Consider the following 24964-nt stretch of genomic DNA (forward strand, 5'->3'; position numbering starts at 1 on the left):
TTTCTAACATGCAAGATATAGGAAAATAAAAGGAGCTGCAGCTGAATAAGCGTTTATACTTTTCAGCTGCAGCTCCGGTCTTTACATCTATTATATTGTCTTTTAATTTTCTACTATTTTTTCTTGATCGGCATGATTTATCTTTACTTTGCGCATCTTATACACCGCGATTAACAAAATAAACCAAACAGGCGTAATGAATAAGGAAATACGAGTATCTTCCGCAAGAGCAAGCACGACAAGAACGAATGCCAGGAAAGCTAAAATTAAGTAATTAGCAAACGGGTAAAGCGGCATTTTAAATTTATTCACTTTCGCTAAATCCGGTCTTGTTTTACGGTATTTCAAATGGCTGATGATTGTAATGCCCCAAATAAAGATAAAACATACGGTAGAAACACTTGTGATTAATGTAAATACTCCCTCTGGCATCACATAGTTCAATACAACGGAAATCAAGATGACTACTGTTGAAAAGAACAAGGCATTAGAAGGTACCTTGCGACCATCAAGCTTGGCCAAAGATACAGGTGCATTTTTGTCTTTAGCAAGTGAGTAGACCATCCGGCTTGTACTAAAGATGGCACTATTACATGCTGAAGCCGCAGACGTCAACACGACGAAATTCACAATACCAGCAGCTGCAGCGATACCAACTGCCACGAATACTTGCACGAATGGGCTTTCGGTTGGGATAATATCGTTCCACGGATACACACTCATAATAACGATAAGCGCACCAATATAGAAAATAATAATCCGAATAGGAATATTGTTAATCGCTTTTGGAATAACTCTCTCTGGATCCTCTGTTTCACCCGCTGTCAACCCTACCAATTCAATGCCAACGAACGCAAACACGACCATCTGGAAGGAAAGGATAAATCCATTTATGCCATTAGGGAACATGCCGCCATGGCTCCATAGATTTGTAAAACTGGCTGCTCCTGAAGGAGTAGAAAAGCCTTTAATAATCATTACAACCCCAACAACAATCAGTGCTAGAATGGCGATAACCTTAATCAAAGCAAACCAGAATTCCATTTCACCAAACAGTTTGACAGTAGCAAGGTTCATAAATAGTAAAATGACAAGGGCGATTAACCCTGGCATCCACTGCGGGACAGATGGAAACCAATACTGAGTATACAAACCAACAGCCGTTAAATCGGCCATCGCAATAGAAATCCAACAGAACCAGTAGGTCCATCCAGTCATAAACGCTGCCATATTCCCTAAATAATCTCTTACAAAGTCAACAAACGAATGATAATTTAAATTACTTAAAAGCAATTCCCCAAGTGCACGCATGATTAAAAAACAAATGACTCCTGTAATCATATAAGCAAATAAAATGGAAGGGCCTGCTAAATGAATAGATTTTCCTGCTCCAAGAAATAATCCTGTTCCAATTGCCCCGCCAATAGCAATGAGTTGCACGTGCCGGTTTTTCAGGCCTCTCGACAAAGTTTGTTCCTGCATACCATTTCCCTCTTTCTACTTTTCGGAATATTCTTTCTTGTCGATTTAAAATATTTTGTTACGGTATTTAAATCGTAAGCTAATAAATTAAATATCCCACAATTAAAGTTTAATATAAAATTCGTTAATCCGAAAGAAAAAAAGCGCTTACATTTTAGAATAAATAAATTCCTCAAAAGAACATGCATGCTCTGCAGTGGTAACTTTTGTCAATACACATGCTCCCGTTCCGTTAATGCCTGCAATTTCTAAAACAATCGAATCCAAGGATTCTAACTCTTTTTCAGGGCAGTTTCTTTCATTTCTTGTTGTGCAATCAATCTAGAAATAGAGTCATTACAATTCTTTTTCTTACAAGGATAATTTCGAGCTTCTCCTCCTCCTTTTTACTTTTCTCCATTTTTCTCCGACAAAAAAAGACAGAGAAAAACAGGAGTATTTCCCATTTTTCTCTGTCCCTTGTACCTGAGAGTTTAACTCCTTTGGTGGCCTATGGCTCTCTCCAGAGATGCGTCCTATTGTAGTCCTTTTACCTGAGAGATTGATACCAGCTGGTACTTGCTCCTTCGGTGCTAAACCATGGGTCTAGTCTCTCCCACAATATTCATCCGCTCTTATCTATCTAATTTAGATACTAGTCTATGGAAGAGATCATGTCAACTGAATATTCAGAACTAAGTTGACTCAATTCTACAAAAAAGCTATTACATCTACTAAAGAGTAAAGAACTTAAAATACTATGCAGCTTAATAAACGTATACATTGCTTTTCAACTAATAGGCTCTGCTTAAAAATTTAATACATCATTTTTATAGCCATCTAAATTATACTGACTATTTGCCTTAGCATACCTTCCTCCGCCTTATTGATAAATTGATTACTGATAGGTAAAAAAAGCCGCCGCACAACCAGTGAATAACTGTATGTGAAGCGGTCTTTAATTTACCATTACTTATCCTGCATTTCCCGTAATTTTTGATCTCCTGGAAGCCAAAGAGCACAAATACCGAGAAGCGGGAGAAGACTTGATAGAATCATAATAAATTTTATTCCGAAACTGTCAGCGAGAAAGCCGAGGATGACAGCCCCGATAGCCCCCATCCCGAACGCAAGCCCAACAATTAAACCGGAAGCCATCCCAATTTTATTAGAAAGCAGCTCCTGTGCATAAACCACGGCTACACTAAAGCTTGATAGCAAGATAAAACCAATTAACAACAAGAGCGGCAGGACAGCGAAAGCCGGTACATATGGAAGAATGACTGTAAGCGGAGCAGCACCCAGCATGGAAAAGACAAGTAGATTTTTCCGGCCAAAGCGATCAGCCAGCGGCCCGCCAAGAAACGTGCCTGCCACGCCAGCAGCCAAGTAAACAAACAAATATAATTGTGATTGTTTAATAGTCAATCCATAATCCTTAATTAAATAAAATTGATAAAAGTTCGTTATAGCTGCCGCATACCAGGAGCGGGCAAATACAAAGAAAATTAATAACACCATTGCCCACTTTATCCGTGCCTGTAATTTTGTTTTTTCCAAGGAAACTTGCTGTTTCTTCTTTGCCGCCTGAGTTGTCAGCCGTTGCTTATACCAGGCGGAGACTCTTGAAAGCAGCAACGCACCAACTGCGGTAACTGCCGCAAACAATAACGCTCCCTTCTGACCAAGCGGTAAAAAAATGTAGGCTGTAAAAACTGGAGCCAGCGATTGGCCGCCGTTCCCGCCCATTTGATAAATGGATTGGGCCAGCCCTCGCTTGCCACCTGCTGCCATAAAAGCGACCCGTGATCCTTCCGGATGAAAAACAGCTGACCCTAAGCCAATAAACAATACAGCGAAGAGTACGAAATAAAAGTTAGGAGACAAACCAAAACCGATAACACCAATCATAGATAGAAGCATTCCGGCCGGCAGCAGGTATGGTTGCGGTTTCCGGTCAGCCGCAGCTCCAAATACCGGCTGCATCACCGAAGAGGTCATATTTAATACGAAAGCAATCCAGCCCAGCTGTGCATAAGATAAATCTAAAGAACGTTCAATAATCGGAAACATAGCAGGGACTACAGATTGTATGGAGTCATTAATAAAGTGCCCTGCACTAATAGCAAACAAAATACTGTAGATTGTAGCCTGACGTACTTCGGCTTTATTCGTTGCAGTCGACATAAGTATCATTCCTATTCAAAAATTATATGTACTCTCTCCATTGACGATAAAAACCCCCGCAGCAAATTACATGGCGGGGGCAAAATTATCAGCTATGGTGTTACTTTAGTTCTGGTCAGCTTTACTAGGCAGAATCCTTCAAAACGAAGAGTGAATTCAATAATTTTACTTGAGTTGGCAATAAGAAAGTCATAGTACATTCTCCTTCCAGTTTGTAATTTTTTTAAAACAGGTTTCTCATGTTTTCGTGTTGCTTTAATTTCATTTCTTCATACATTTGTTCAACGCGCTCGTCATGAAAATAATCTTCCACACTTTTTTTGCGTCTTTTTATGGTGATAATGACAAATATTAAGTTGATCGTCATCTGGTCTCACCTCCTTTCAAAAAGCATCCATTGCTTCTGCCTCTTGAAGTTAATGTGAAAGCTGACCAGTTCATGAACGTACGGCTGACAAACGCATTAAATCTACGTTGTTAATTATATCCATAAAAAAAGTTAAAAAACAATATTTTTTTGAAAAATGAGAAAAAATGCTGATTTTTCGGCACAAAGAAATGAAGAGCCCACTTTCTAAACGTGTTTCCACTAAAAAACCTCAAAAGATTAAATAATTTTTTGCAGATAATAGGTCATCACCCAAACCCGATAAAAACAAGCTCTTTTTTTAAGTATGGAACATAGCATGCAAGTGTACGAAAGTTTTCTACAACTATTAAAAAGCAGGTGGCAAAAATGGAACAAGAACAAAATCATATGTGGCCAGACCAAAATGTATGGCAGGATCAATATGAAAGAGAAAATGTAAGCATTGAGCAGAGTGAAGGCATGTGGTTAGACGAGGAAATGTGGCCAGATCAATATGCAGTCCCTGATATGAGAGGGTTTATGCATGGGGCACCCATGATGCACCCTGGCCATGCCCAAATGATGGGGTGTGGACACCCAGTAAGCGAGATGGAATGCTGTCCGCATCACCATCATTTTCATCACCACTTTCATCATTATCTAGCGCATCCACATGTGACCCAGCAACAAGCCGTGTTAATTACTCAACCGCCGATGGCTTATCCAATGCCTCATCATAAGCCTCATCATAAAAAAAAGTCTAAAAAGCAACATAAGTATTAACAGCCATATGTATCTTTATCCAGACATAAGAAAAGAGAGCAACCAAGGGCTCTCTTTTTCTTATGCTTTTCTTCTACCAGTCATTTCCCCTTATCCTTCTTAGGTTGTGTGACGAATCTGGTCTCTTTGTAGAAAGATTAATCTGTCACGTTTCATTTCTCTTTTATTTGAAATAAATGGGTAACCAACCCGGACATAACCAGTCTATTTCCATAGACTATTAATGACTCACATCTTAGAAAAAAGGAGGTCATGACATGTTTAATAGACCTTGGGCTGGCCATGGAGGATGTCCTCCTCATCTGTGCCCACCGCAACTAATGCCTACTCAATACAATCCGCCATTAGTTTCACCGACACAGCAATTTGTCAAAACAAATGTTTTCAATACTGTCGTACCACATATTCATCCTTCTCATACAACTACAGTTAACAAACATATGATTAATCACGAACATTATTTCCCACATACAGAATCTGTTGTGAACGAATGTTGTGAACAACACATCATGTGTGGGAAGCCAGTTAATCCTTGTTGTCCTCCAAGACCTAGACGGTTTGGCTTTTAATGATTCGTTGTCTTTTAAATAAAACAGCCAGGTACACGCCTGGCTGTTTCATTTTCATGTCAATCTGCGGCAAACGCAGCAATGAAAGCTTTTCTTATAAACTGAATGATCTCACGAAAGCAATCAAAAAACAGCAATTACTTATCCTACTAGTACATTAATCCAAACCTTCTTTATATGTAACTCATAGTATATATTGTTCTTAATTAATTAGGAGGTGAAAAACATGGGCTTCTTTGGCGGCGGATGCTGTGGCGGCTACGGTTATGGCGGCGGCTACGGCGGTGGCTATTATGGCGGCGGTTACGGCGGCACTTTTGCATTGATTGTTGTGTTGTTCATTCTTTTGATTATCATTGGCGCTTCCTTCTGGTGCTAAACAATCAGTGTGAATAACACTGCCTTTGCCTCATGAATGAAACACCATAGATAGGATCTCCGATCAAGATACATCCTCCTGGGATATTGATAAAGTCAGACTTGACTTGCTATTTCCTTGCGATGCAGCAGGCAAAGTCTGATTTCATTTTCTTCTTCCATCTATGGTGCCTTCTCTACATATATCTATCCAGGATGAAAATCATAAAAAAACAGCTTAATAAGACTTTTCCAAAAAAGAAACAGCTCATGCGTCTGTCTCTTTTCTTTTATGTATGCAAACTTGATATGTAAGGACGCTACAACACATAAGCAGCAAGTGCTCTTTGCACATCAAATATGCTGTCATCTTTTCGAAACTGCTTCGCAATAGGATTCTCTGTGCCAGCGATCCAAATAAGCAGCTCAGCCTCCAGATCGAATGTGCCAGCTGTCTGTACACTGAAATGCGTAATGCTGCGGTAGGGAATAGAATGGTATTCCATTCTTTTTCCAGTTACTCCTTGCTTATCAATTGTTATTAGGCGCCTGCTAGTGAAAACAATTAAGTCCCTTAAAATCTGAAAGGCCTTCTCAATCTGTTCTCCCTCATAAAGAATTTTCTCAAGCGTTTTTTCTACTTTCTCAATATCCGCTTCTGTCGCATTGCCAATTAAACCGTCAAATATTCCCATCTTATCCCTCTTTTCTTTCGCTGCTCATTGCCCTTTATGTTAATACACATCTTCCAGCGCTTTACGCAACAGTCCCATGCTTCGATCGAGATCTGTTTTTACTTGCTTCTTATAAAGCCTTGCTTTTTCATAGTCAGCAAACTGATAAATGACAACTTCTTTATATTTGGCGCCTTCCTGCAATTTTTTCTGTCTTTTTAAAATCCCATCATCAATTAACTCATGAAGCGACCGATAAATTTCCGAATGGTTCGGTTCATAGCCGAATTGTTTAAAGGTCATCTTCAGTTCATCCATCGCCTGCATGCCATACAACTTATTTTCTTCTACGAAACGAATCATAAAAAGTTTTAAAAAGGCTCTTTGCTTAATTAGGAACTTTCCTTCACCTCTTGGCAAACCCCTCACTCCTTTGCCTTCCTATTTGTATGATTACTTTATCTTTATTTTAGCAAATTACTGGCTATAGAACCAATAAAAATTCATTTTTTGAATTTTGCACATATTGAATTAAGAAAAATCGAATTAAAAACTGTCTAACGAGAGAGCTTTAATTCGATAGATATGGCTTTGTTTGCCGAATGAGCCTTTGAATATCCGCCGCATTTTTTTCATACATTTTCTTTGTTTTTTGGCAGTCTGTAGCTAAGGCGAAAGCTTCCATATCCGCAGCAAATTTCTTCAAGTTTGCCAGCAATAACGGCCTTTCCTGCGGTGGAGGCGCCTGCAGCTGATCATCAAATAAATCGATGTACAGTTCTCCATAAGAATTTACTTGACCGAGAAACACATTTTCAAGTGTCACACCGGCCGCTTCTAACTCTTGATTCAGCCATTCCTTCGTTTTGCCGCTTTTTGAAAGTGTCTCCACTAATACACGCCCATCCATAATAACGGTATAGGGCTCTTTTTCATTGATTGAAAGCATTTGTAAATCGCTTCTCGTTAATGGACGCTTATCTTTTTTCAAGAGAGCATTTAGATTTCCGTCTTGCTCTAACACGGCATATTCCACATCTTCTAAGGAGAAAATATTCTTTTTCCGCAATAAAGAAAGCAATTCGTCTGTTGTATATTTTTCTTTCTTTAAATTATCCTCAAGAATTTTTCCATCTTTTATAAATACTGTGCTATGGCCTTCTAGCACCCCTCTTGCTGATTTGCTCTTCATAGCAATATAGTCAGCAAGAACGGGTATAATTCCCCATACCGCAATTGCTATAAGAGCATCGATAATTGACCGCTCTCTTGCTAGCGAAGCTTCAGCGACAATGCTACCAATTGTGATGCCTGCAATATATTCAAAAAAGGACAGCTGAGCAATTTGCCTTTTTCCAATTACCTTTGTAATGATAAATAAGATGGTCAAAAAAGATATAGACCGGATCAGGACTTCTAGCCACTGAGTCATATAATCATCCCCCGACTAAAACCCTTTATATTGCGGTTCCTCATTTTCCAGTTCAAAAATTCGCTTGTTCATTCGTTCGATGATCTCCTGCATAGTAAGCATACTCTCATGAAAAAGCCGTTGCGCTTCGGGATCACTTGACAACAGGGCCAGCTTAGAAAAAACCGCTTCTGCTTGTTTTAAACCGGCCGTACATATTTTCACATCTGATGCTACGGTCATAATAGTCTCCTCTTACTGGTTAGATTCAATCGCTACCGCATGGGCAATGCAAGGAATAGATTCTTGTTGCTGGAAGGAAAGCGGGGACAGCAAAGCCCCAGTCGCCACTAATAGAATCCGTTTTAGTTCTCCTTTTTTCAATCGGTTTAGCAAATGCCCATAGCCGACAACAGCCGAGCACCCTGCTCCGCTTGCCCCGGCAAAGACTTCTTGGTTCTCTTTATAAATCATTAAGCCGCAGTCCTGAAACTGACTCTCATTGATTTCGATGCCTCTTTTTTTCAGCAATTCAAGGGCGATGTTTCTGCCGATTGTTCCTAAGTCTCCTGTAACAATTAAATCATAGTAAGAAGGGTCAATTTTTAAAGAAGTAAGATGATCAATAATTGTATCCACTGCAGCTGGAGCCATGGCTCCTCCCATATTAAAGGGATCGGTCAGCCCCATATCAATGACTCTTCCAATCGTGGCAGATAAAATATGAGGGCCCTCGCCTTGTTGGGCCACGATGGCTGTCCCAGCTCCTGTTACCGTCCATTGAGCCGTTGGCGGCTTCTGGCTTCCGTATTCTGTTGGATAACGAAATTGTTTTTCCACTGCCGCATTGTGGCTAGATGCACCAGTTAAAACAAAGTTCGCCATCTTACTGTTGATAAGAAGGGAACTGAGCGCCAACCCTTCCATCGATGTGGAACAGGCACCGAACAGTCCGAGGTACGGCACAGCAAGAGTCCGAGCAGCAAAGCTTGTCGGCGTGATTTGATTAATTAAATCACCGGCGAAGAAGTATTCAATATCCTGCTTTTTCAGTCTTGCCTTTTCAATAGCCCGCAAAGAAGCTTCTTCCATTAACTTTCTATGCGCTTTCTCATAGGACTCCTGCCCGATCCATAGATCATCATGCAGCACATCAAACTCATTTGCTAGCTTTCCGTTGCTTTCAAACGGTCCCCCGACAACGCCGGTTGAAATAATGACTGGTTTGTTATCAAAGACCCATGTTCGCTGCTTCTCCACGCTTTCACCTCCATTTGCTGCTATTGAATGTTTTTTGATTTTTGCACAAAGTGTATTTATTTAACTATTTTTGTATTGCGGTTCTTCATTTTCTACTTCAGTGATGCGCGGCTGAAGAGCATCTATTACCGACTGGGTTTGTTGAGCAGCCGTTTGGAATAATTGCTTCGCCTGTTGGTTTTCTGTAGCTAAAGCAAATCCCTCGAGGCTTGCTTGGGCACTTTTTAATCCGGACATCGTTTGCTTTAAATCACTAATTACTGTCATTGCTGTTCCTCCTTGTAATCGATTCTCTTATAGCATGGTTGTTTTAAAAAAAATTATTTTGTCAATTTCTGCAAACCAAGCAAGCAGGCGAATCCGCCTGCTTGTTTGGTTCTATATTAATATGTGGTTAAATGCAAAAGCTTCTGTAGTGTATATACTACCCTCTTGATTCCTGCTGTTTTTTCATAATGTATTTTATAATTCGTTGTATATTCTGCCCCTTCGTTGTTCCAAATCTGCTGAAAATAACGTTCTGTTTCCGCTATGACAGCAGCCGAATGAGGGCCTGTTATCTTTACACTTGTCTCCAAATTAAAGTTGTTCAAATTTCTTGATGTATAATTGGCAGAACCGCTAATAATCGTGCTGCTCTTCTTCTTTTTTATATAAATCATTTTCGTATGAAATTGCTCAGGTTCTGGCGCAAACCATCGAATATGGATCTTGCCGTGAGAATCTTCCAGAAGTTCTTCGCTGATTGGAATATTCGGCAATCCTGTTTTCTTTTTACCAAACGAGTTTTTGTTCGTATCTAAAATGAGGTTCACTTTTACCCCTCTATTCGCCGCCTCCGCCAAAGCATCAACCATGTCACGATCGGCAAGATAAAACATCGCAAGCCAGATTTCTTCTCCTTTCTTCGCCTTTGTTATTTCCCGTTTGGCCGCTTTTGCAATTTTTCCTTCTGTTAATAACTGTACGTACATATTGCCTTTACCGGTCTGTTGGTGGACAGGCTCCGGGAAAGTAATTTTCCGTCGTGTATCAGCCGCCGCCTTTTCTGAAACGAGCAGATCATTCATTAAAGCTCCTCTCACTTCGTAGGCTGTATTGGCAAAATATGCACTCGCATCATGAGGATTGCCTGAACTGATAAGCGTTGTTTTTTCTGTGGCAATGGTCTTCCGATGATTCGCTTTAACGTTAAATAATTTCAAATAAGAACGCACCGTCATATCCGGTGCCGTTTCCGCAAGTGCATTGGGCAGCCATCCTTTTCCTTTGTCGCCAAACCATTGAAAAAACATCCGCCACACTCCACTATAAAGCGGGGTGGAATCACGCAGCGGTTGAACATCGGTTAAAACAACTTTTATGCCATTTTTCTTCAGCATTTCAAATTCAGGTGCCTTGTGAGAATTATAGGATGTATTTACTTCATCGGAGATAAGAATGATGTCTATATCCGGGTTTTTCTTTTTTTTCTCAATCAGGGCTCTAGTGAGCTTCTCTGTTATTTTAGGAAATTGTTGATTTTTATTATGATAGGAATTAAAGAGGAAAAAGTCCAATACGATAAATTGGTCAGCCTCATCAATAATCTCCAGTGTTCTTTTAAATATTTGTTCAGTAAATGTCTTCCCCTCTTTTCTCTTTCCAGACAAATTATAATAAAAATTCACCTGATCTTCCCCTACCTGGTAAACAGGGCTTTCATATGATACATGCTTGGGAAGCGGCTTATACACATTGCCCAGCATGGTGACTGCATAAATGCTTAGAAAAATAATAATCAAAATCTGCTTTCTCGTTCTCTTTTTGTCCATAATGCTCCTCCCTCTCCTGCATACAGGACTATTCCCGTTCCCGGAGAAAGGAAACTGGCAAGCAAGCCCAAACTTGCCATCTGAACAATTATGGTAATTAATTGAAAAATTTAAAATTAAATAAGAATTCTGTATGCTACAATATGGAATAAAGACTGATCTATACTACACAGGGGGCGTTCATCTTGGCGTTTCATTATTCAAAGCGAATGGAAAAGTTCGGTTCATCTATTTTTAGTGAGTTAAAATCATTTAAAGTCAAGCAGGAAGCAGAAGGAAAAGAACTCATCGATTTAAGCTTAGGAAGTCCCGACCTCCCGCCAGCGGATGTTATCCGCCATGAGCTTGCTGCCCGAGCTGCTGAGCCTTCCAGCTATGGGTATACCCTCTCAGGCACGAAAGCATTTTATGAGGCAGCCGCTCGCTATTATAAACGGGTATACGGGGTTACCTTAAACCCTCAAACAGAAATTGTTCATGCGATGGGCTCCCAAGAAGGACTTGTCCATTTACCGCTCGTATTTGCTGACCCTGGAGATGTCGTTCTTGTCACAGATCCTGGGTATACCGCCTATGAAACCGGATTAGCTGTAGCAGGAGCGGAGCCTTTTTACATGCCATTGCTTAAAGAAAACCGCTTTCTTCCTGATTTAACCGCTATTCCAAATGAGGTTGCTGAAAAAGCAAAACTGATGATTTTAAACTACCCCGGCAATCCGATTGCTGGCGAAGCAGATGAGCAATTTTTCAACGACGTCATCGCTTTTGCTAAAAAACATCAGATTGTCGTTCTTCATGACGGAGCTTATTCAGAATTTTATTTTGATGATACAAAACCGCTCAGCTTTTTGAGTGTGCCAGGCGCCAAAGAGGTCGGCATTGAAATTAATTCGCTTTCTAAAAGCTTTAGCCTGGCTGGAGCCCGCATCGCTTATATTGCTGGCAATGAGGATATCATTAAAGCAATCACTCAATTAAAGTCTAATTTAGATTACGGCATATTTGCCCCGATTCAAGCTGCGGCCATCACCGCCTTCGATCATGCCGAGAAAATCAGCCAGCAGGTCCGCTCCGTTTTTGAGCGGCGGCGGAACCTATTCATCAATGAGTTGAGCACTATCGGCTGGGATGTTGACCGTCCATCAGGCGGCATGTTTATTTGGGCCGAAATACCGGCAGGCTGGACTTCCAAAGAGTTTGCTTTTTACTGTATTGAAAAAGCCGGTGTCGTTATGGTGCCAGGAAATGCTTTTGGCCCTTCCGGAGAGGGCTATGTGCGAATCGCCCTTGTTCAGCCGGAAGAGCAATTAATAAAAGCGGCAAGAAATTTGCAAGTCATTTTTGCTCCTGTCTCCTGAAAAAAAAAAAAAAATGGCCCTGTACCTCAAATAGCGGTACAGGGCAGTGTTTATATCATCTTATGCTTTTCTTTTAATGAATCTGGTGCCAGTTTAACAATTTGTTGAAGTACAAACGCAAAAATGGCAATATCATCTATTAAGCCGAAAACGGCAAAAAAATCAGGAATCAAATCAAATGGCAGCAACAAATAGCCAATGATTAACCCAATGGATACTATTTTGCTAACGGCAGTTACTTCTTTGCTTAAAAAGAAATCCTTTAAGAACGGGATAGACCGTCTGAAAGTAAAAACAAACTTTAGCCGCTTCCAAATCTTCTTCATCTTTTTCCTCCTTTTCCGCAGTTGCCTATTTATACGTTTTCTTTTTTATTTGGTTTCGTTTTTTGTCGAAAAAAATAAAACATCCTCTCTGTCATTTGTTCATATCTTTGAAGGTTTTTTTCTTTTGAGGAAAGGCTTTTAAATTCGTTCCTTTTTCTAATATAATAGGGAATATGTTTTTACGACGCAAAAATCGGGCAGACATTATGCCGGGAAAATTGAGAGGTAGATGTTATGAAAGATCCTGGGAAAATAAAAGCACTCAAGTTGTCCACTTTTCAATTAATCGTCATGCTGTATCTAACCGGTGCATTGTTCTCTACCGGCTTATTGCTGTTACCTATTGCTCATAAACCCGGAGTTGAAATTTCTGTTATAGATGCTGCCTTCGTGGCGGTCAGTGCTTTAAGTGTTACTGGGTTATCAACAGTTTCAGTCGTTGACACATTCAGTACCGTCGGTTATTTTTTTATCCTGTTTATTTTGCAAGTAGGCGGCGTAGGGATTATGACTCTGAGCTCTATTATCTGGATCTTATTTGGAAAGCGGATTGGGATGCGCGAGCGTCAGCTGATCATGGCTGACCAAAATAGAACAGATTTAGCCGGACTCGTCAGGCTGATGATTGAAATCTTTTTATTAATTCTTGGAATTGAAGCTGTCGGTGCTCTTATTTTAAGCACGTATTTTCTTCAATATTATCCGACTGTTTCTGAAGCCTTTTTACATGGGGTTTTTGCTTCAATCAGCGCCACAACGAACGGCGGGTTTGATATAACCGGAAGCTCATTAATTGGTTTTTCCAATGATTACTTTGTCCAGTTTATCAATATGATATTGATTGTGCTCGGTGCTATCGGTTTTCCTGTGTTAGTAGAAATTAAAGATTATTTGACTTACAGAGAGCCAGTGAAGTTTCATTTCTCTCTGTTTACAAAGCTGACAACGACCGTATATGCCATTTTGGCGGCTCTCGGTACTCTGCTCATTTATTTGCTTGAACGAAATCACTTTTTCATTGATAAAACATGGCATGAGTCGTTCTTTTATTCTGCTTTCCAATCTATCGCTGCTCGCAGTGCCGGCTTAACTTCACTGGACTTGAACGAGTTTTCAATGGCCACCCTGCTGCTTATTTCAACACTGATGTTTATCGGCGCTTCGCCAAGCAGTGTAGGTGGCGGGCTGAGAACGACTACTTTTGCGATCGCTATTTTGAGTGTTTACTTTTATGCGAGAGGAAAAAATACCATTAAGATTTTTAATAGAGAAGTTCATCCAGTTGATGTACAACGCTCATTCGTCGTGATCACAACAGGCTTCTTTATTTGGGGCGGTTCGATTATTTTTCTTTCATTCCTTGAACCAGGGCTGCCCATTATAAAGATCATCTTCGAAGTATCTTCCGCTTTCGGAACTACCGGATCATCTTTAGGCATCACAAGCGATTTAAGCACTTCCGCTAAGCTATTATTGATGACGCTAATGTTTATCGGAAGAATCGGGCTTTTCTCTTTGCTCTTTATTATTCGCGGAAAAGAAATTAAGGACAGCTATAACTTCCCAAAGGAACGAATTTTAATTGGGTAATCGCCCAGGTAAAAAAGACGCCGAAACAAAAACGGCGTCTTTTTTATTATGGCTATGTTAATCATAAGAATCGAGCGGATTCTCTTTGCTTTCCATAGGGCATTGAATAGTAAATTTGAATTCCTCATACAAAACCCTGTAACTACACGATAGAGAGGTCTTTGTAACTTCCACTCCAATCAACCAGATAAAATTAACCGGGCCTTTATTTTAACAATGGAAAAAACCATGGCAGAACAAAAGAGATAAAGATAGCTGCAAATCCCATAGCGGCGCCCGAAACGGCCCCTTGAAGACTTCCTTCATTAACGATTTGGCCCGTTCCTATTCCGTGGGCAGTCGTTCCGATGGACAAGCCGCGGGAAAAGGGGTCTGTCACCCTCATCCATGTGAGCAGCCAGGGTCCAAACATGGCACCGAACATTCCTGCTACCATAACGAAGATAGCTGATAAAGCTGGATCTCCCCCGATTATACGAGCTACTTCAATGGCTACCGGAGTGGTGACTGACTTGACTGCGGCAGAGGCAGCGGTCGCCATTGGCAACTGAAAAGCTTTGGTTAGCCAAACTGCCGAAGTAATAGTTGCCAGTGTCCCAGCTGTCAATCCAAAAAAAGCAGGCATAGCTCTCTGCAATAATACATGTCGGTTGTGATACAGCGGAATAGCCAGTGCTACCGTCGCAGGCCCAAGCAAATAAGTCATGATCTCTTTTGCAGGTGTGTAGTCTTCATAAGACATTCCACTGCACACTAAGATAAAAATAATAGTCACTGTGCTTAAAAATACAGGTGTAGTAAGCGGCGATGGGAAACGGGAGGCAAGAACACGGGCAAGCAAATAAACCACAAGTGTTAAGACAATATTAAACAGAGTGATGATGCTCACGGGTAGTCTCCCCTTTTTCTTTGTGCACTTGTTTCGCTGATAAAAATTGCGCCACTCCGCCTGTTACTGCCATTCCGATAATGGAGCTGCCGAATAAAATAACAGCGAGCGCTCCACCGCTCTCTTTTAAAAGTGGCATGAAAGTCATTAAACCGACGGCGATAGGTATGAAAAAAAAAGCCAAATGCGTGTTTAGAAATAAAGCCCCTTTTTCAATCCACCTTATTTTCACTATCTTAAAAGAAAGCAACAAAAATAAAATGAGCATTCCTAAAACATTGCCAGGCACAGGCAAGTGAAAAAATCCAGAAATAAATTGGCCCAGCTCGTAAATCAGCCATAAAAAAGCGAGTTGAACAATAAACAGACAACCATTTCTCATAGCCCCACCCTTTCTTCTGCTCTACATTATTTTGTATTTATATAATAGTAACATTAAATGAAACAGCAGAACTACGACAGGTGGAAAAATAAAACAGAGTTTTTATTATAAGAAAAACTGCCCTATTAGAGATTTTTGTTCCTTTAACTGGTCTGTTCAACAAGAGCGAATGATTTTGAGAAAATGATAAGATTGGCTACAACATACGGGCTTTTCTACTTACCTTACAAACTAATTTCATAAGTGAACGGTGTAATGGAGGAAAAATTGTAAAAATGACATCCATCGTTTTACGCATGGGGAGTGGACAGATGATAAGTTTATTTTTATGAACGGCACGAATCGTCATTTTGGCAAGCTGCTCTGGTGACATCGGCTTTTGTTTTTTTAGTTGTTCGGTCATCATAGATTTATTAATATTAATGGCTTTCGCTTCATCAAAAATTGGAGTATCAACAAAGGCCGGACAAAGCGCGCTCACTTTCACACCAAATTCTTCTGCTTCATAGTGAAGAGAGGTGGTGAGCCCAACGATAGCATGCTTTGTTGTTGAGTACGCTGAGGATATAGGAGAAGGACCAAGACCTGCAGCTGATGCCGTATTGACAATATGACCATATCCCTGCTCCTTCATAATCTTGTATCCGGTTTGAGTTCCGTAAATGACGCCCCATAAATTAATATCCATAATTTCTTTCCAGTCTTCTATCGACATATCATATAGTTCACCGTACATAGCCATGCCAGCATTGTTAAAAAGATAATCCAATCTCCCAAAATCCCTATATGTTTCTCTAATAAGCTCTTCCACACTAGCTGAATCAGTGACATCTAAATAAACAAACTTTGAATGATGATTTCTTTTATTAAGGTCTTCTTCAACGGCTTTTCCTTCTCGAATATTAATATCTGCAATAACGACAAACACATTATGTGCAGTTAATTCATTACAGATCGCTCTCCCTATTCCTGATGCTCCACCAGTTACAATCGCAACTTTTTTACTTTCCCCCATGCCAATCCCTCCGTTTGAAAAACTTCACCTTCTATCAAGAATTACTTCTCCAATGTACGACTGTTATTATAGATAAGATGTTCCATCACCGTTGTATATTCATCGGCAACGATCCGGGCACCGCTAGTATTTAAATGAATGCCATCTAATGTCAAATGGAGCCCCCGCTTGTTTGATAATCGATCGATCCGAGCCTCATTTTTATAAAATAGTACATCCTTCATCACTCTCCAAACGCTGGTGCTCATGTAATCCGAGCTTTTCACGTTGGCTAGATGTCCTTCAAACACAGCCTGCATATTCAAAAAGCTTACAGTGGAATATAGATCAGTAATCGACTGAATGATTGTAGACAAATCCCTTAATTCTTTGTTTGCTTCATTGCTCATGTTTTCTCCTATAATTGCCGGCGATACAGTAACAACCTGTTTTGCAGAAGCGATAACGATCTCTAAAACCTTAGTAAACACTTCTCGAAATTCCTGACGGTCTCCTGTAACAGGCTGTGCTTGAACGCTTAACATTTTAGAATAAACATCGTTGGTTCCAATCCACAGGAAAGCCAGATCATAATCTGTTGCTAATTTCGATTTGGTTAGTCTAGCATGCAAACTTTTGACTGTTTCACCTGGTTTTCCGAGATTATCAAAAGTCAAATTCGGGTATCTCTCTTTTAATAAATTCAAGAAAGACACGCCAGGGCGACCTTCTGTTAAACTATCTCCAATTAAGCCAATCCTCATTTTATATCCCTTCCTTTTTGATGGATCTTAAAAAGATGGTTATTGCTTGATTAAAAAGAGGTTCAAGCAAACCCAGTTCCTGAGTATTGGTGAGCTGGCACAATCCCCCGAGCCATGATCCAAGCAATACGGTCCATTCATCAATATTTCCAGCTATAAATTCTCCTTGATCTACCCCTTCTTGTAAAATAGCACGGTACGCACTCATTGGAACAATGGCTAAATTGTATAATTCTTTCACAGACTCTGAGCTCGAATTCGGACTTGATGCCAATTCCCGTCCCGCTTTTAATAACGGTGTCTGGTAATTATAGAGAACATGCAGGGCCATTCCGTACAACTTTTCTGTTGCAGAAGAGCAAGTAGATTCTTTTCTCAGCCACTTGTCATGCCATTCTTGCATCGTTTTTTTTGCCAGTATGACAAAAAGCGTTTCTTTATTTTGAAAGTGATAATAAATATGCCCTTTGCTGTAACTAGACGCTTTTGATATGTCTCCAACTGATGTTTGATTGTAGCCTTTCTCAGAAAATAACAATGTTGCTTTTTCCATGATTTCCTTTCTTGCCTTTTCACTGTCATAACGTCTTTTATTCAAAAAGTTGCACCCGCCTTAAATTGAACAATCGTTCTAATTAAGCCATAAATATAATTCACATATTTGAACGATTGTTCTAATTTGATTGTATATTATTTTACCAATTTATACATTATTTTAGAGAAGAAGTTTTTGTTAGAGATTAGAATAGGACGGAACTGCGTACAAATCTTCGTCCTATTCTAATCTTAATGCTATTCAACACTCTGATTGGATTGTTGAATAGCACCCTTCCGTTTTTAAGTCTCTTTATTGTAGCTTAGCACTCATTCACACAACCGGCTGCTCCTCTGACTGTGAAGCAAACTCGACTTCAAAGCCCATTTCTTCAATCATTTTATGATCAGCTGTCGTTTCTTGCCCGGCAGTGGTTAAATAATCCCCTACAAAGATAGAGTTAGCTGGATAAAGACCCAACGGCTGAAGTGCACCTAAGTTCACTTCCCGGCCTCCTGATATCCGGATTTCTTTTGACGGATTAATAAAGCGGAACAGACACAATACCTTTAGACAGTAACGGGGATTTAATTCAGCCGTTCCTTCAAGCGGCGTCCCATCGATCGCATGCAAAAAGTTTACCGGGATAGAATCGGCATCCAACACTCGTAAGCTGCGGGCCATGGAAACCACGTCTTCCTTTTGCTCCTTCATGCCAATGATGACGCCCGAACAAGGAGAGATGCCCGATTCCTTGACGGTATTGACCGTTCTTACCCTGTCATCGTATGTATGAGTCGTTGTAATTTGTTCATGGTGGCTCGCTGAAGTATTGAGATTATGGTTGTAACGGTCTACTCCCGCTTCCTTCAGCCTGGCTGCTTGTTCCGGCTTTAGCAGCCCGAGGCAAGCGCACACTTTTAATTGATATTTTTCTTTAATTTCCTTCACTGCTTCCGTCACACGCTCTACCTCTTTATTACTCGGCCCGCGGCCGCTGGCGACGATGCAATACGTGCCGGCCTGCAAATCATACGCCCGCTTGGCTCCCTGTAAAATCGATTCCTTGTCCATCATTCTGTACTTTTCAATTGGAGCCGTCGACCGGATAGATTGCGAGCAATAGCCGCAATTCTCCGGGCATAGCCCTGACTTTGTATTAATGATCATATTTAACTTCACCTTGTTGCCGTAATAATGACTTCTCACTTTGTATGCAGCCTGCAAAAGAGCCAGCAGCTCCTCATCTGGGCAATTTAGCACGGCCAATGCCTGCTCATCACTTAATTCGTTCCCTTCCAACACTTGCTCTGCTACATGGTCCCAATTTGCCATTGCTCTCTCCCCTTTATCTTTTCTCTCTTTAAGGATAAAAGATAAAAGCTTTTTAAGTCAACCTATTATAAATAAAAGTTCACAAAACCCATTAGTGATGAAAACGAATAGGCTATTCTACGTATGTATTCATTTGAACTAACAGGCAATTTAAGGTATACTCATTTTAGTTTTCATCATATAGAAACAGTTTGACTGCCAATTAATGGCTTATAGGGGGAACTATTCATTGAAAAAAACATCGATACTGTTATCTTCTTTGCTCGGCGCCAGCCTTTTTTTGAGCGGGTGTCAGGCTGCTCAAGAGGAGGGGCACTTCTTTCACGATTATCTCGTCCGACCTTTTGTTGAATTGATTCATGCACTTGGCGAGCTTCTCGGAAGCTATGGTTTTGCTATCATTGTTATCACGCTCGCTGTTCGCTTGATCTTAATGCCTTTAATGCTGAACACGATGAAGAAACAGCAAGTTATGAAAGAGAAAATGGAAGTCGTTAAACCAGAAATGGATAAGATCCAGAAACGATTGAAAGCCGCCAAAACTCCAGAGGAGCAGCGGAAAGTACAACAGGAAATGATGGCCCTTTACCAGCAGCATAATATTAATCCATTTGCCATGGGCTGTTTACCGATCTTTTTGCAAATGCCTATTTGGATGGGGTTATATTATGCGATCCGGACATCAGACGATATTCGGCATGCCGGTTTTCTTTGGTTCAAGCTTGGCCAGCCGGATATCGGAATGGCAATTATCGCTGGTGTTATGTACTTTATTCAATTCCGAGTATCCTTAATGAGCATGCCAGAACAGCAGCAACAGCAAATGAAAATTGTCGGCATGCTTTCACCTGTTATGATTCTCGTATTTTCGTTTTCCGCTCCGGCAGCACTTCCACTGTATTGGGGAGTGAGCGGTCTGTTCCTCATCGGACAAACGTGGCTGAGTAAGAAACTCTATCCTGCTAAAGAAGTAAGCAAAGGAAAATAAAAAATGAAACAGATCCTAAAGGATCTGTTTCATTTTTTTCTTTTCAGTTGACTTTCCCATTCTTTTCTTCTATTAGTAAAAGTAAAGACAAAGCGGCTGCATTTTTGATAAAATTTAAAGAATCATGAAACTTTTTGACAGATCGCGCGTATTACAAGGAAAATCATAACTGGAGTGAGTACGATGAAAAATCCATTGCTTTTTATCCTTCGTGCAATGATCACCATTCCCGCAGTGATCATTTGCTCGCTGCTCTTTGTGAATCAGCTCGGGCTCTCTCCCTTGCTGGCAGTTATATTAGCTGTGGCCTTGGGGGCCGGCATTTATTTCGGTTTGGGAAAATATGCAGATGCGCGTCTATATAAAAAATATGGCTTAACGAGAAAAGAATACAATTTTATTCTTGAAAATATGAAAGAAGCAAAACAAAAACTAAGCCGGCTAAAAAACGTGTTTGTCCGCGTGCGCAGCATCAGTTCCCTAAAACAAATGATTGAATTGAACCGTCTCGTACGCAGAATTTTTTCGGTAGTGAAAAAAGAGCCAAAGCGTTTTTATGAAGCAGAATCCTTTTTTTATTCCCACTTGGACTCTGTTGTTGAACTGGCTGAAAAATATGCGTGGTTAAATTCCCAAAAATTGAAGGACTCATCCGTCAAACAGTCTTTGCTGGAAACAAAAGAAACACTCAATGATCTAACAAAAACATTAGAAAAAGATTTGCATAAAGTATTGGCACAAGATATTGAACATTTAACTTTTGAACTCGATGTGGCCAAGCAGTCATTAAATAGACAGGAACTGCCCGAGGCCCTGGAGAAGGGAGATAAAATAAATTATGACAACAGAAAATGAGAAACGTCCCTCCTTATTAAAGGAAGATGTGGGTGGGCTTGATGATTTGCTTTCTTCGCCATTCGGCGAAAGCTTAATGGAGCAAAGTCCCAGCCCCTCTCTTCATGAACAATCAGCTCCTAAAAAATTGATTGATGTGCTTCCTGAAGAACACCGACTCAAAGCTCAGGAAATCGCCAAGCAAATTGATCCGACAAATCACCAGGCGGTTATCAGCTATGGTACAGCAGCTCAGACGAAGCTTTCAGGTTTTTCACATTCCATGCTTGATCATGTACAACAAAAAGATATCGGAACAATTGGGGATATCTTAAGTGATTTAATGAAGAAACTGCAGGAAGTCAATCCGGATGAATTAAGTCCTGAAAAAAAGAATGTATTCAGTCGTCTGTTTAATAAAGTATCCAACTCTATTCAAGAAATTATGTCAAAGTATCAAAAGGTTGGCACGCAAATTGACCGGATTAGCGTCAAGTTGGATCACTCGAAAAAGATTCTTTTGGAAGACATACAAATGCTGGAGCAATTGTATGAAAAAAATAAAGAATATTTCCAGGCGTTAAATATCTTTATTGCAGCCGGGGAATTAAAGCTAGAAGAGTTAGAACAGGAAACGGTTCCTGCTTTGCGCCGGAAGGCTGAGCAGTCAGGAGATCAAATGGACTTTCAAGATGTAAACGACATGGTACAATTTGCTGATCGTCTAGAAAAAAGACTACATGATTTAAAACTGAGTCGGCAGATCACGATTCAAAGCGCCCCGCAGATTCGCATGATTCAAAACATGAACCAAGCATTAGCTGAAAAAATCCAGTCTTCCATCTTAACGGCTATTCCATTGTGGAAAAACCAAGTGGCGATTGCACTTACGCTTGTCAGACAGCGAAAAGCGATGGAGTCCCAGAAGCAAGTATCACAAACAACCAACGATTTGCTATTAAAAAATGCTGAAATGCTAAAAACGAATACAATAGAAACAGCAAAAGAAAATGAACGTGGCCTCGTTGATATCGACACATTAAAGAAAACACAGGCCAATTTGATCTCTACTTTAGAAGAAACGCTGCGCATTCAACAGGAAGGCCGGGCTAAACGTAAACAAGCCGAACAAGAACTTTCTTCTATGGAAAATGAGCTAAAGCAAAAATTGTTAAATTTAAAATAAAGAGGTTTCAACAGATCGAAAAGAAATGAACGGTTAATAAAAAAGAAGGCTTATCCAAAATATAGATTTTGGATAAGCCTTCTTTTTTATTGCTTTCTTCTATTTAATCATTTTCTAAGCTTCTCAGCTGCTAATCGTGTAACTATGTTAGCTGTTTCATTTGCAGCAATTCTCACATCTTCTAACGTATTTTCTCTCCCAAAACTGAACCGAATTGAAGACATACTTCGCATAGCATCTTCTCCATGCATTGCGACTAATACATGTGAAGGCTGAATCGATCCAGCTGTGCAAGCAGAGCCGCTCGACACAGCGATCCCCGCAAGATCCATATTTGTTAATAGAGATTCCACATGTGCCCCTTTAAAATATATGTTTAGCACGTGCGGTAAACCTTCTAAAGAGCCATTAACATTAAACTCTAGGTCATGCTCACGGAAAATGGATAACATCTCTTCTTTAAATGATAGGTATTGTTCACTCCTTTGTTTACGAGAAGAAAGTGCCATTTTTGCTGCAACCCCTAGACCAACAATACCGGCAACGTTTTCTGTACCAGCACGCCGTTTAAGTTCCTGCCCTCCTCCAAAAATAAGGGGATTTATTCTCTTCCCTTCTCTTGCATAAAGAAACCCTACACCTTTTGGTCCATTAATTTTATGAGCCGTTGCGGACATAAAATCAATGCCTAATTGTTGAACATCGATTTTCTCCATTCCATATGCTTGGACGGCATCAGTATGAAAATAAGCTGGATGGTCTTTTAAAAGCTCGGCTATTTCCTCAATAGGCTGAATCGTGCCAACCTCGTTATTTCCATACATAATAGAAACTAAAATCGTTTCGTTTGTAAGTGCCTTCTTTAAATCATCTATCGATATATTTCCCTCTTCATTAACAGGTAGATAAGTCACATTAAACCCTAATTTCTCTAAATAAAGACATGAATGCAAGACCGCATGGTGTTCAATTTTAGTCGTAATAATGTGCTTACCCTTCTGCTCATTTGCCAGAGCGACTCCAATAACAGCAAGATTAACAGATTCTGTTCCACCGCTTGTGAAAATAATTTCCCTCGGTTTTGCCCCAATACTTGCAGCAAGAATGGATCTTGATTCATCAACAGCATGTCTGCTTTCCCGACCGAAAGAATGAATGCTGGATGGATTTCCAAATGCAGTTGACATATATGGGAGGATCTCTCTCATAACTTCTGGGTGCATGGGAGACGTTGCAGCATGATCTAAATAAATGCGTTTCAACTCTCATTCCTCCTTTTTAAATTCTTTTCTAAGAGTGGTTACTCTTGGGATATAATCTACCTTTTATATAATAAAAAAGACAGACTCACCAATAACAGGCGAAGTCTGTCTACGATAGAGCTGCATTGATGCATAAATTGTTTTGATTATCATCTTAAGTCGAAAAAAATATATAGTTCTATGTTTTTACACTATCACTCTTTCTAGCACACCATTTAATTATCTGCCTTAAATAATAGTCTTATCTTGTTCATTATTACTCATAAGCTAATTAGCTGATTAACTTCACTATATTTCCCTTCATAAAAGGCTAGTGGTGCCCCTTCGCTAGTGACAATATCAGTTACTTCTCCAATGAAAAGTGTATGATCCCCTGCTATTTGTTTACTATGGACCTTACATACAATGTTTGCTAAAGCATTTTTTATTACTGGTAGTTCATTTACCCAATCAAATTCAATTTCACGTTCTTCTTTCGTTTGACCCGCAAAATGCATGGATAGCTCTTTTTGATCATCAGACAATATATTAACAGCAAATTTTCCAGACTCGTTAATTTTATCTAGCATTTTAGCTTTTTCACCTATTGATATTAAGACCAATTTTGGATTAAGGGAAACTGACATAAATGCATTTGCAGTCATACCGTGTGCTTCACCTTCTAAAAGTGTTGTAATGACTGTTACTCCTGTAGCAAATTTTCCCATCGCATTTCTAAAAGTTCTATCATCCATCAGTTGATTGCCTCCTTAAAATTTAAATGATATTGAGATGATTTCATAGAAGTTACCTGATTTAAAAATGTAACTATCAATCTTTTCATATTACCTACCTGTCCATTTGAAGAGATAATGTAGTCGGCTTTATGTAGTGTAATAACGGACTTCAAAAATCTTGCATCCGTTTGGCGATTTCCAAGGACCATGTTTCATGCCCGGGGGACGGGTAGCAACCATTCCTTCTGTAAATTCTTCGTTTAATTGCAAATCAATAATTGAACCCTCGATGATGATCAGCTCTTCCCAAAAGTCATGAATTTGCACTCCATTTGGTGATGTATCTGTGTTAGGCTCAAATTGTAAAATACGAGTTGCCACTCCACTCTCCGGATCTTCAGCAATCACTCTTTGAGATAATCCTTTAACATTTTCGAAATGTTCTACTTCGAATTTTGTATAACTAGTAAATTCAAGTTCTTGTTTTGGCAATGTTTATTCCTCCTTACCATCTATTTAAATTTGCATTTACTAAGAAAGCATGACTTTCTATTAGACTTTAGGTTATATAATTCTGCTCAAAGAGATTCTTCAAATATAAATTGACTGGCAGAGATGCTATTTTTGTGTGCCCCCTTATATGCTTTTTAACTTCAATTCAGCTCTATGTATACATTGTACATAACACTGAATTCATAAGTCAATAAATTGTTAGAATTTTTTTGAAATATACCTCTGCAGTTTGGTAGCTTGTGCATTCTTTCCCTTTACCGCTACAATTCCATCACTTGAGTTCTTGTTCACAGCAATCACTTCCCTATTTAAAAAGATAGAATTTGCATTTCTAAAGATCTATCCGTTTTAGTTCGTTCATGAGGCTTATTTTCAGCTTTTGTTCTTTCTCTAAAATAAAGGACAGGCTTTTTTGAAATACAAGAAA

Annotated in this window: 28 protein-coding genes and 2 riboswitches; of the genes, 8 read left to right on the plus strand and 20 right to left on the minus strand. The window is 39.8% G+C overall.

The window, feature by feature from the left end; all coding sequences use genetic code 11:
• Nucleotides 1-102: 102 nt before the first annotated feature.
• The 3 genes from ACH0BF_RS15815 to ACH0BF_RS15825 form a co-directional block, all read right to left on the minus strand.
• The gene (locus tag ACH0BF_RS15815; RefSeq protein ID WP_340854215.1) at nt 103-1482 is read right to left on the minus strand and encodes an amino acid permease; all 1380 of its coding nucleotides are present in this window, start codon (nt 1480-1482) and stop codon (nt 103-105) included.
• 449 nt (nt 1483-1931) lie between these two features.
• Nucleotides 1932-1991, minus strand: a riboswitch (glycine riboswitch).
• Between the two features lie 2 nt (nt 1992-1993).
• Nucleotides 1994-2090: riboswitch (glycine riboswitch) on the minus strand.
• Between the two features lie 340 nt (nt 2091-2430).
• On the minus strand, nt 2431-3648 hold the full coding sequence (locus tag ACH0BF_RS15820) for an MFS transporter (RefSeq protein ID WP_340854218.1): 1218 nt from the start codon (nt 3646-3648) through the stop codon (nt 2431-2433).
• Between the two features lie 223 nt (nt 3649-3871).
• The gene (locus tag ACH0BF_RS15825; protein ID WP_120031134.1) at nt 3872-4015 is read right to left on the minus strand and encodes a YrzI family small protein; all 144 of its coding nucleotides are present in this window, start codon (nt 4013-4015) and stop codon (nt 3872-3874) included.
• Nucleotides 4016-4384: 369 nt separating this feature from the next.
• On the opposite strand from ACH0BF_RS15825, the gene ACH0BF_RS15830 reads away from it, so the two are divergent.
• From ACH0BF_RS15830 to ACH0BF_RS15840, 3 genes are all read left to right on the plus strand, one after another.
• Complete coding sequence (locus ACH0BF_RS15830) at nt 4385-4780, plus strand: hypothetical protein (RefSeq protein WP_120031132.1); 396 nt, start codon at nt 4385-4387, stop codon at nt 4778-4780.
• A gap of 257 nt (nt 4781-5037) precedes the next feature.
• Nucleotides 5038-5349, plus strand: a complete 312-nt coding sequence (locus ACH0BF_RS15835) for a CotD family spore coat protein (RefSeq protein ID WP_406909667.1) — start codon at nt 5038-5040, stop codon at nt 5347-5349.
• 226 nt (nt 5350-5575) lie between these two features.
• Nucleotides 5576-5728: a YjcZ family sporulation protein gene (locus ACH0BF_RS15840; protein ID WP_120031128.1), complete on the plus strand. Its 153-nt coding sequence runs from the start codon at nt 5576-5578 to the stop codon at nt 5726-5728.
• A gap of 298 nt (nt 5729-6026) precedes the next feature.
• Here the strand turns inward: ACH0BF_RS15840 and ACH0BF_RS15845 are convergent, their stop codons facing one another.
• The 7 genes from ACH0BF_RS15845 to ACH0BF_RS15875 all read right to left on the minus strand — a co-directional run bounded on the left by ACH0BF_RS15845 (nt 6027) and on the right by ACH0BF_RS15875 (nt 10865).
• Entirely contained in the window at nt 6027-6401 is a 375-nt protein-coding gene (locus ACH0BF_RS15845) for a PH domain-containing protein (RefSeq protein ID WP_120031126.1), read from the minus strand.
• A gap of 39 nt (nt 6402-6440) precedes the next feature.
• Nucleotides 6441-6800: a replication termination protein gene (locus tag ACH0BF_RS15850; protein ID WP_340854221.1), complete on the minus strand. Its 360-nt coding sequence runs from the start codon at nt 6798-6800 to the stop codon at nt 6441-6443.
• A 151-nt stretch (nt 6801-6951) separates the two neighbouring features.
• Nucleotides 6952-7812, minus strand: a complete 861-nt coding sequence (locus tag ACH0BF_RS15855; RefSeq protein ID WP_120031124.1) for a DUF421 domain-containing protein — start codon at nt 7810-7812, stop codon at nt 6952-6954.
• A gap of 15 nt (nt 7813-7827) precedes the next feature.
• Nucleotides 7828-8034, minus strand: a complete 207-nt coding sequence (locus tag ACH0BF_RS15860) for a DUF1657 domain-containing protein (RefSeq protein WP_120031122.1) — start codon at nt 8032-8034, stop codon at nt 7828-7830.
• A gap of 12 nt (nt 8035-8046) precedes the next feature.
• The gene (gene spoVAD, locus ACH0BF_RS15865; protein WP_340854223.1) at nt 8047-9051 is read right to left on the minus strand and encodes a stage V sporulation protein AD; all 1005 of its coding nucleotides are present in this window, start codon (nt 9049-9051) and stop codon (nt 8047-8049) included.
• Nucleotides 9052-9111: 60 nt separating this feature from the next.
• Complete coding sequence (locus ACH0BF_RS15870; RefSeq protein WP_120031118.1) at nt 9112-9318, minus strand: DUF1657 domain-containing protein; 207 nt, start codon at nt 9316-9318, stop codon at nt 9112-9114.
• A 116-nt stretch (nt 9319-9434) separates the two neighbouring features.
• On the minus strand, nt 9435-10865 hold the full coding sequence (locus ACH0BF_RS15875) for a phospholipase D family protein (protein ID WP_340854226.1): 1431 nt from the start codon (nt 10863-10865) through the stop codon (nt 9435-9437).
• Nucleotides 10866-11050: 185 nt separating this feature from the next.
• Here ACH0BF_RS15875 and ACH0BF_RS15880 point away from each other — a divergent pair, with 185 nt between their 5' ends.
• On the plus strand, nt 11051-12223 hold the full coding sequence (locus ACH0BF_RS15880; protein WP_406909669.1) for an LL-diaminopimelate aminotransferase: 1173 nt from the start codon (nt 11051-11053) through the stop codon (nt 12221-12223).
• Nucleotides 12224-12273: 50 nt separating this feature from the next.
• On the opposite strand, the gene ACH0BF_RS15885 is transcribed toward ACH0BF_RS15880, so the two are convergent.
• A complete protein-coding gene (locus tag ACH0BF_RS15885; RefSeq protein WP_340854228.1) occupies nt 12274-12549 on the minus strand; it encodes a YkvA family protein in 276 nt (91 codons plus the stop codon).
• A gap of 234 nt (nt 12550-12783) precedes the next feature.
• Here ACH0BF_RS15885 and ACH0BF_RS15890 point away from each other — a divergent pair, with 234 nt between their 5' ends.
• Entirely contained in the window at nt 12784-14139 is a 1356-nt protein-coding gene (locus ACH0BF_RS15890; protein WP_340854230.1) for a TrkH family potassium uptake protein, read from the plus strand.
• A gap of 205 nt (nt 14140-14344) precedes the next feature.
• Here ACH0BF_RS15890 and ACH0BF_RS15895 read toward each other — a convergent pair whose 3' ends face one another.
• The 6 genes from ACH0BF_RS15895 to bioB form a co-directional block, all read right to left on the minus strand.
• Complete coding sequence (locus ACH0BF_RS15895) at nt 14345-15028, minus strand: LrgB family protein (protein ID WP_120031108.1); 684 nt, start codon at nt 15026-15028, stop codon at nt 14345-14347.
• Nucleotides 15006-15410, minus strand: coding sequence for a CidA/LrgA family protein (locus ACH0BF_RS15900; protein ID WP_340854232.1), 405 nt, complete (start codon nt 15408-15410; stop codon nt 15006-15008). Before ACH0BF_RS15900 ends, ACH0BF_RS15895 begins: the two co-directional genes overlap by 23 nt.
• Nucleotides 15411-15606: 196 nt before the next feature.
• The gene (locus ACH0BF_RS15905) at nt 15607-16425 is read right to left on the minus strand and encodes an SDR family NAD(P)-dependent oxidoreductase (protein WP_340854234.1); all 819 of its coding nucleotides are present in this window, start codon (nt 16423-16425) and stop codon (nt 15607-15609) included.
• Between the two features lie 41 nt (nt 16426-16466).
• Entirely contained in the window at nt 16467-17168 is a 702-nt protein-coding gene (locus ACH0BF_RS15910) for an SGNH/GDSL hydrolase family protein (RefSeq protein WP_340854236.1), read from the minus strand.
• Between the two features lies 1 nt (nt 17169).
• Entirely contained in the window at nt 17170-17766 is a 597-nt protein-coding gene (locus ACH0BF_RS15915) for a TetR/AcrR family transcriptional regulator (RefSeq protein ID WP_340854238.1), read from the minus strand.
• Nucleotides 17767-18036: 270 nt separating this feature from the next.
• On the minus strand, nt 18037-19038 hold the full coding sequence (gene bioB / locus ACH0BF_RS15920; RefSeq protein ID WP_340854240.1) for a biotin synthase BioB: 1002 nt from the start codon (nt 19036-19038) through the stop codon (nt 18037-18039).
• Nucleotides 19039-19243: 205 nt separating this feature from the next.
• On the opposite strand from bioB, the gene yidC reads away from it, so the two are divergent.
• The 3 genes from yidC to ACH0BF_RS15935 all read left to right on the plus strand — a co-directional run bounded on the left by yidC (nt 19244) and on the right by ACH0BF_RS15935 (nt 22046).
• Nucleotides 19244-20026, plus strand: coding sequence for a membrane protein insertase YidC (gene yidC / locus ACH0BF_RS15925; RefSeq protein ID WP_120031095.1), 783 nt, complete (start codon nt 19244-19246; stop codon nt 20024-20026).
• A gap of 183 nt (nt 20027-20209) precedes the next feature.
• Nucleotides 20210-20881 (plus strand): 5-bromo-4-chloroindolyl phosphate hydrolysis family protein, encoded by a 672-nt coding sequence (locus tag ACH0BF_RS15930; protein WP_120031093.1) that lies wholly within the window; start codon nt 20210-20212, stop codon nt 20879-20881.
• Complete coding sequence (locus ACH0BF_RS15935) at nt 20865-22046, plus strand: toxic anion resistance protein (RefSeq protein WP_120031091.1); 1182 nt, start codon at nt 20865-20867, stop codon at nt 22044-22046. Before ACH0BF_RS15930 ends, ACH0BF_RS15935 begins: the two co-directional genes overlap by 17 nt.
• A 107-nt stretch (nt 22047-22153) precedes the next feature.
• Here ACH0BF_RS15935 and ACH0BF_RS15940 read toward each other — a convergent pair whose 3' ends face one another.
• From ACH0BF_RS15940 to ACH0BF_RS15950, 3 genes are all read right to left on the minus strand, one after another.
• Nucleotides 22154-23308: a cysteine desulfurase family protein gene (locus ACH0BF_RS15940; protein WP_340854243.1), complete on the minus strand. Its 1155-nt coding sequence runs from the start codon at nt 23306-23308 to the stop codon at nt 22154-22156.
• Nucleotides 23309-23568: 260 nt separating this feature from the next.
• The gene (locus ACH0BF_RS15945) at nt 23569-24042 is read right to left on the minus strand and encodes a flavin reductase family protein (RefSeq protein WP_120031087.1); all 474 of its coding nucleotides are present in this window, start codon (nt 24040-24042) and stop codon (nt 23569-23571) included.
• 129 nt (nt 24043-24171) lie between these two features.
• Nucleotides 24172-24516, minus strand: coding sequence for a cupin domain-containing protein (locus ACH0BF_RS15950; protein ID WP_340854245.1), 345 nt, complete (start codon nt 24514-24516; stop codon nt 24172-24174).
• Nucleotides 24517-24964: the final 448 nt, after the last annotated feature.

This window comes from Pseudobacillus sp. 179-B 2D1 NHS, assembly GCF_045370945.1.
GTDB lineage: Bacteria > Bacillota > Bacilli > Bacillales > Domibacillaceae > Pseudobacillus.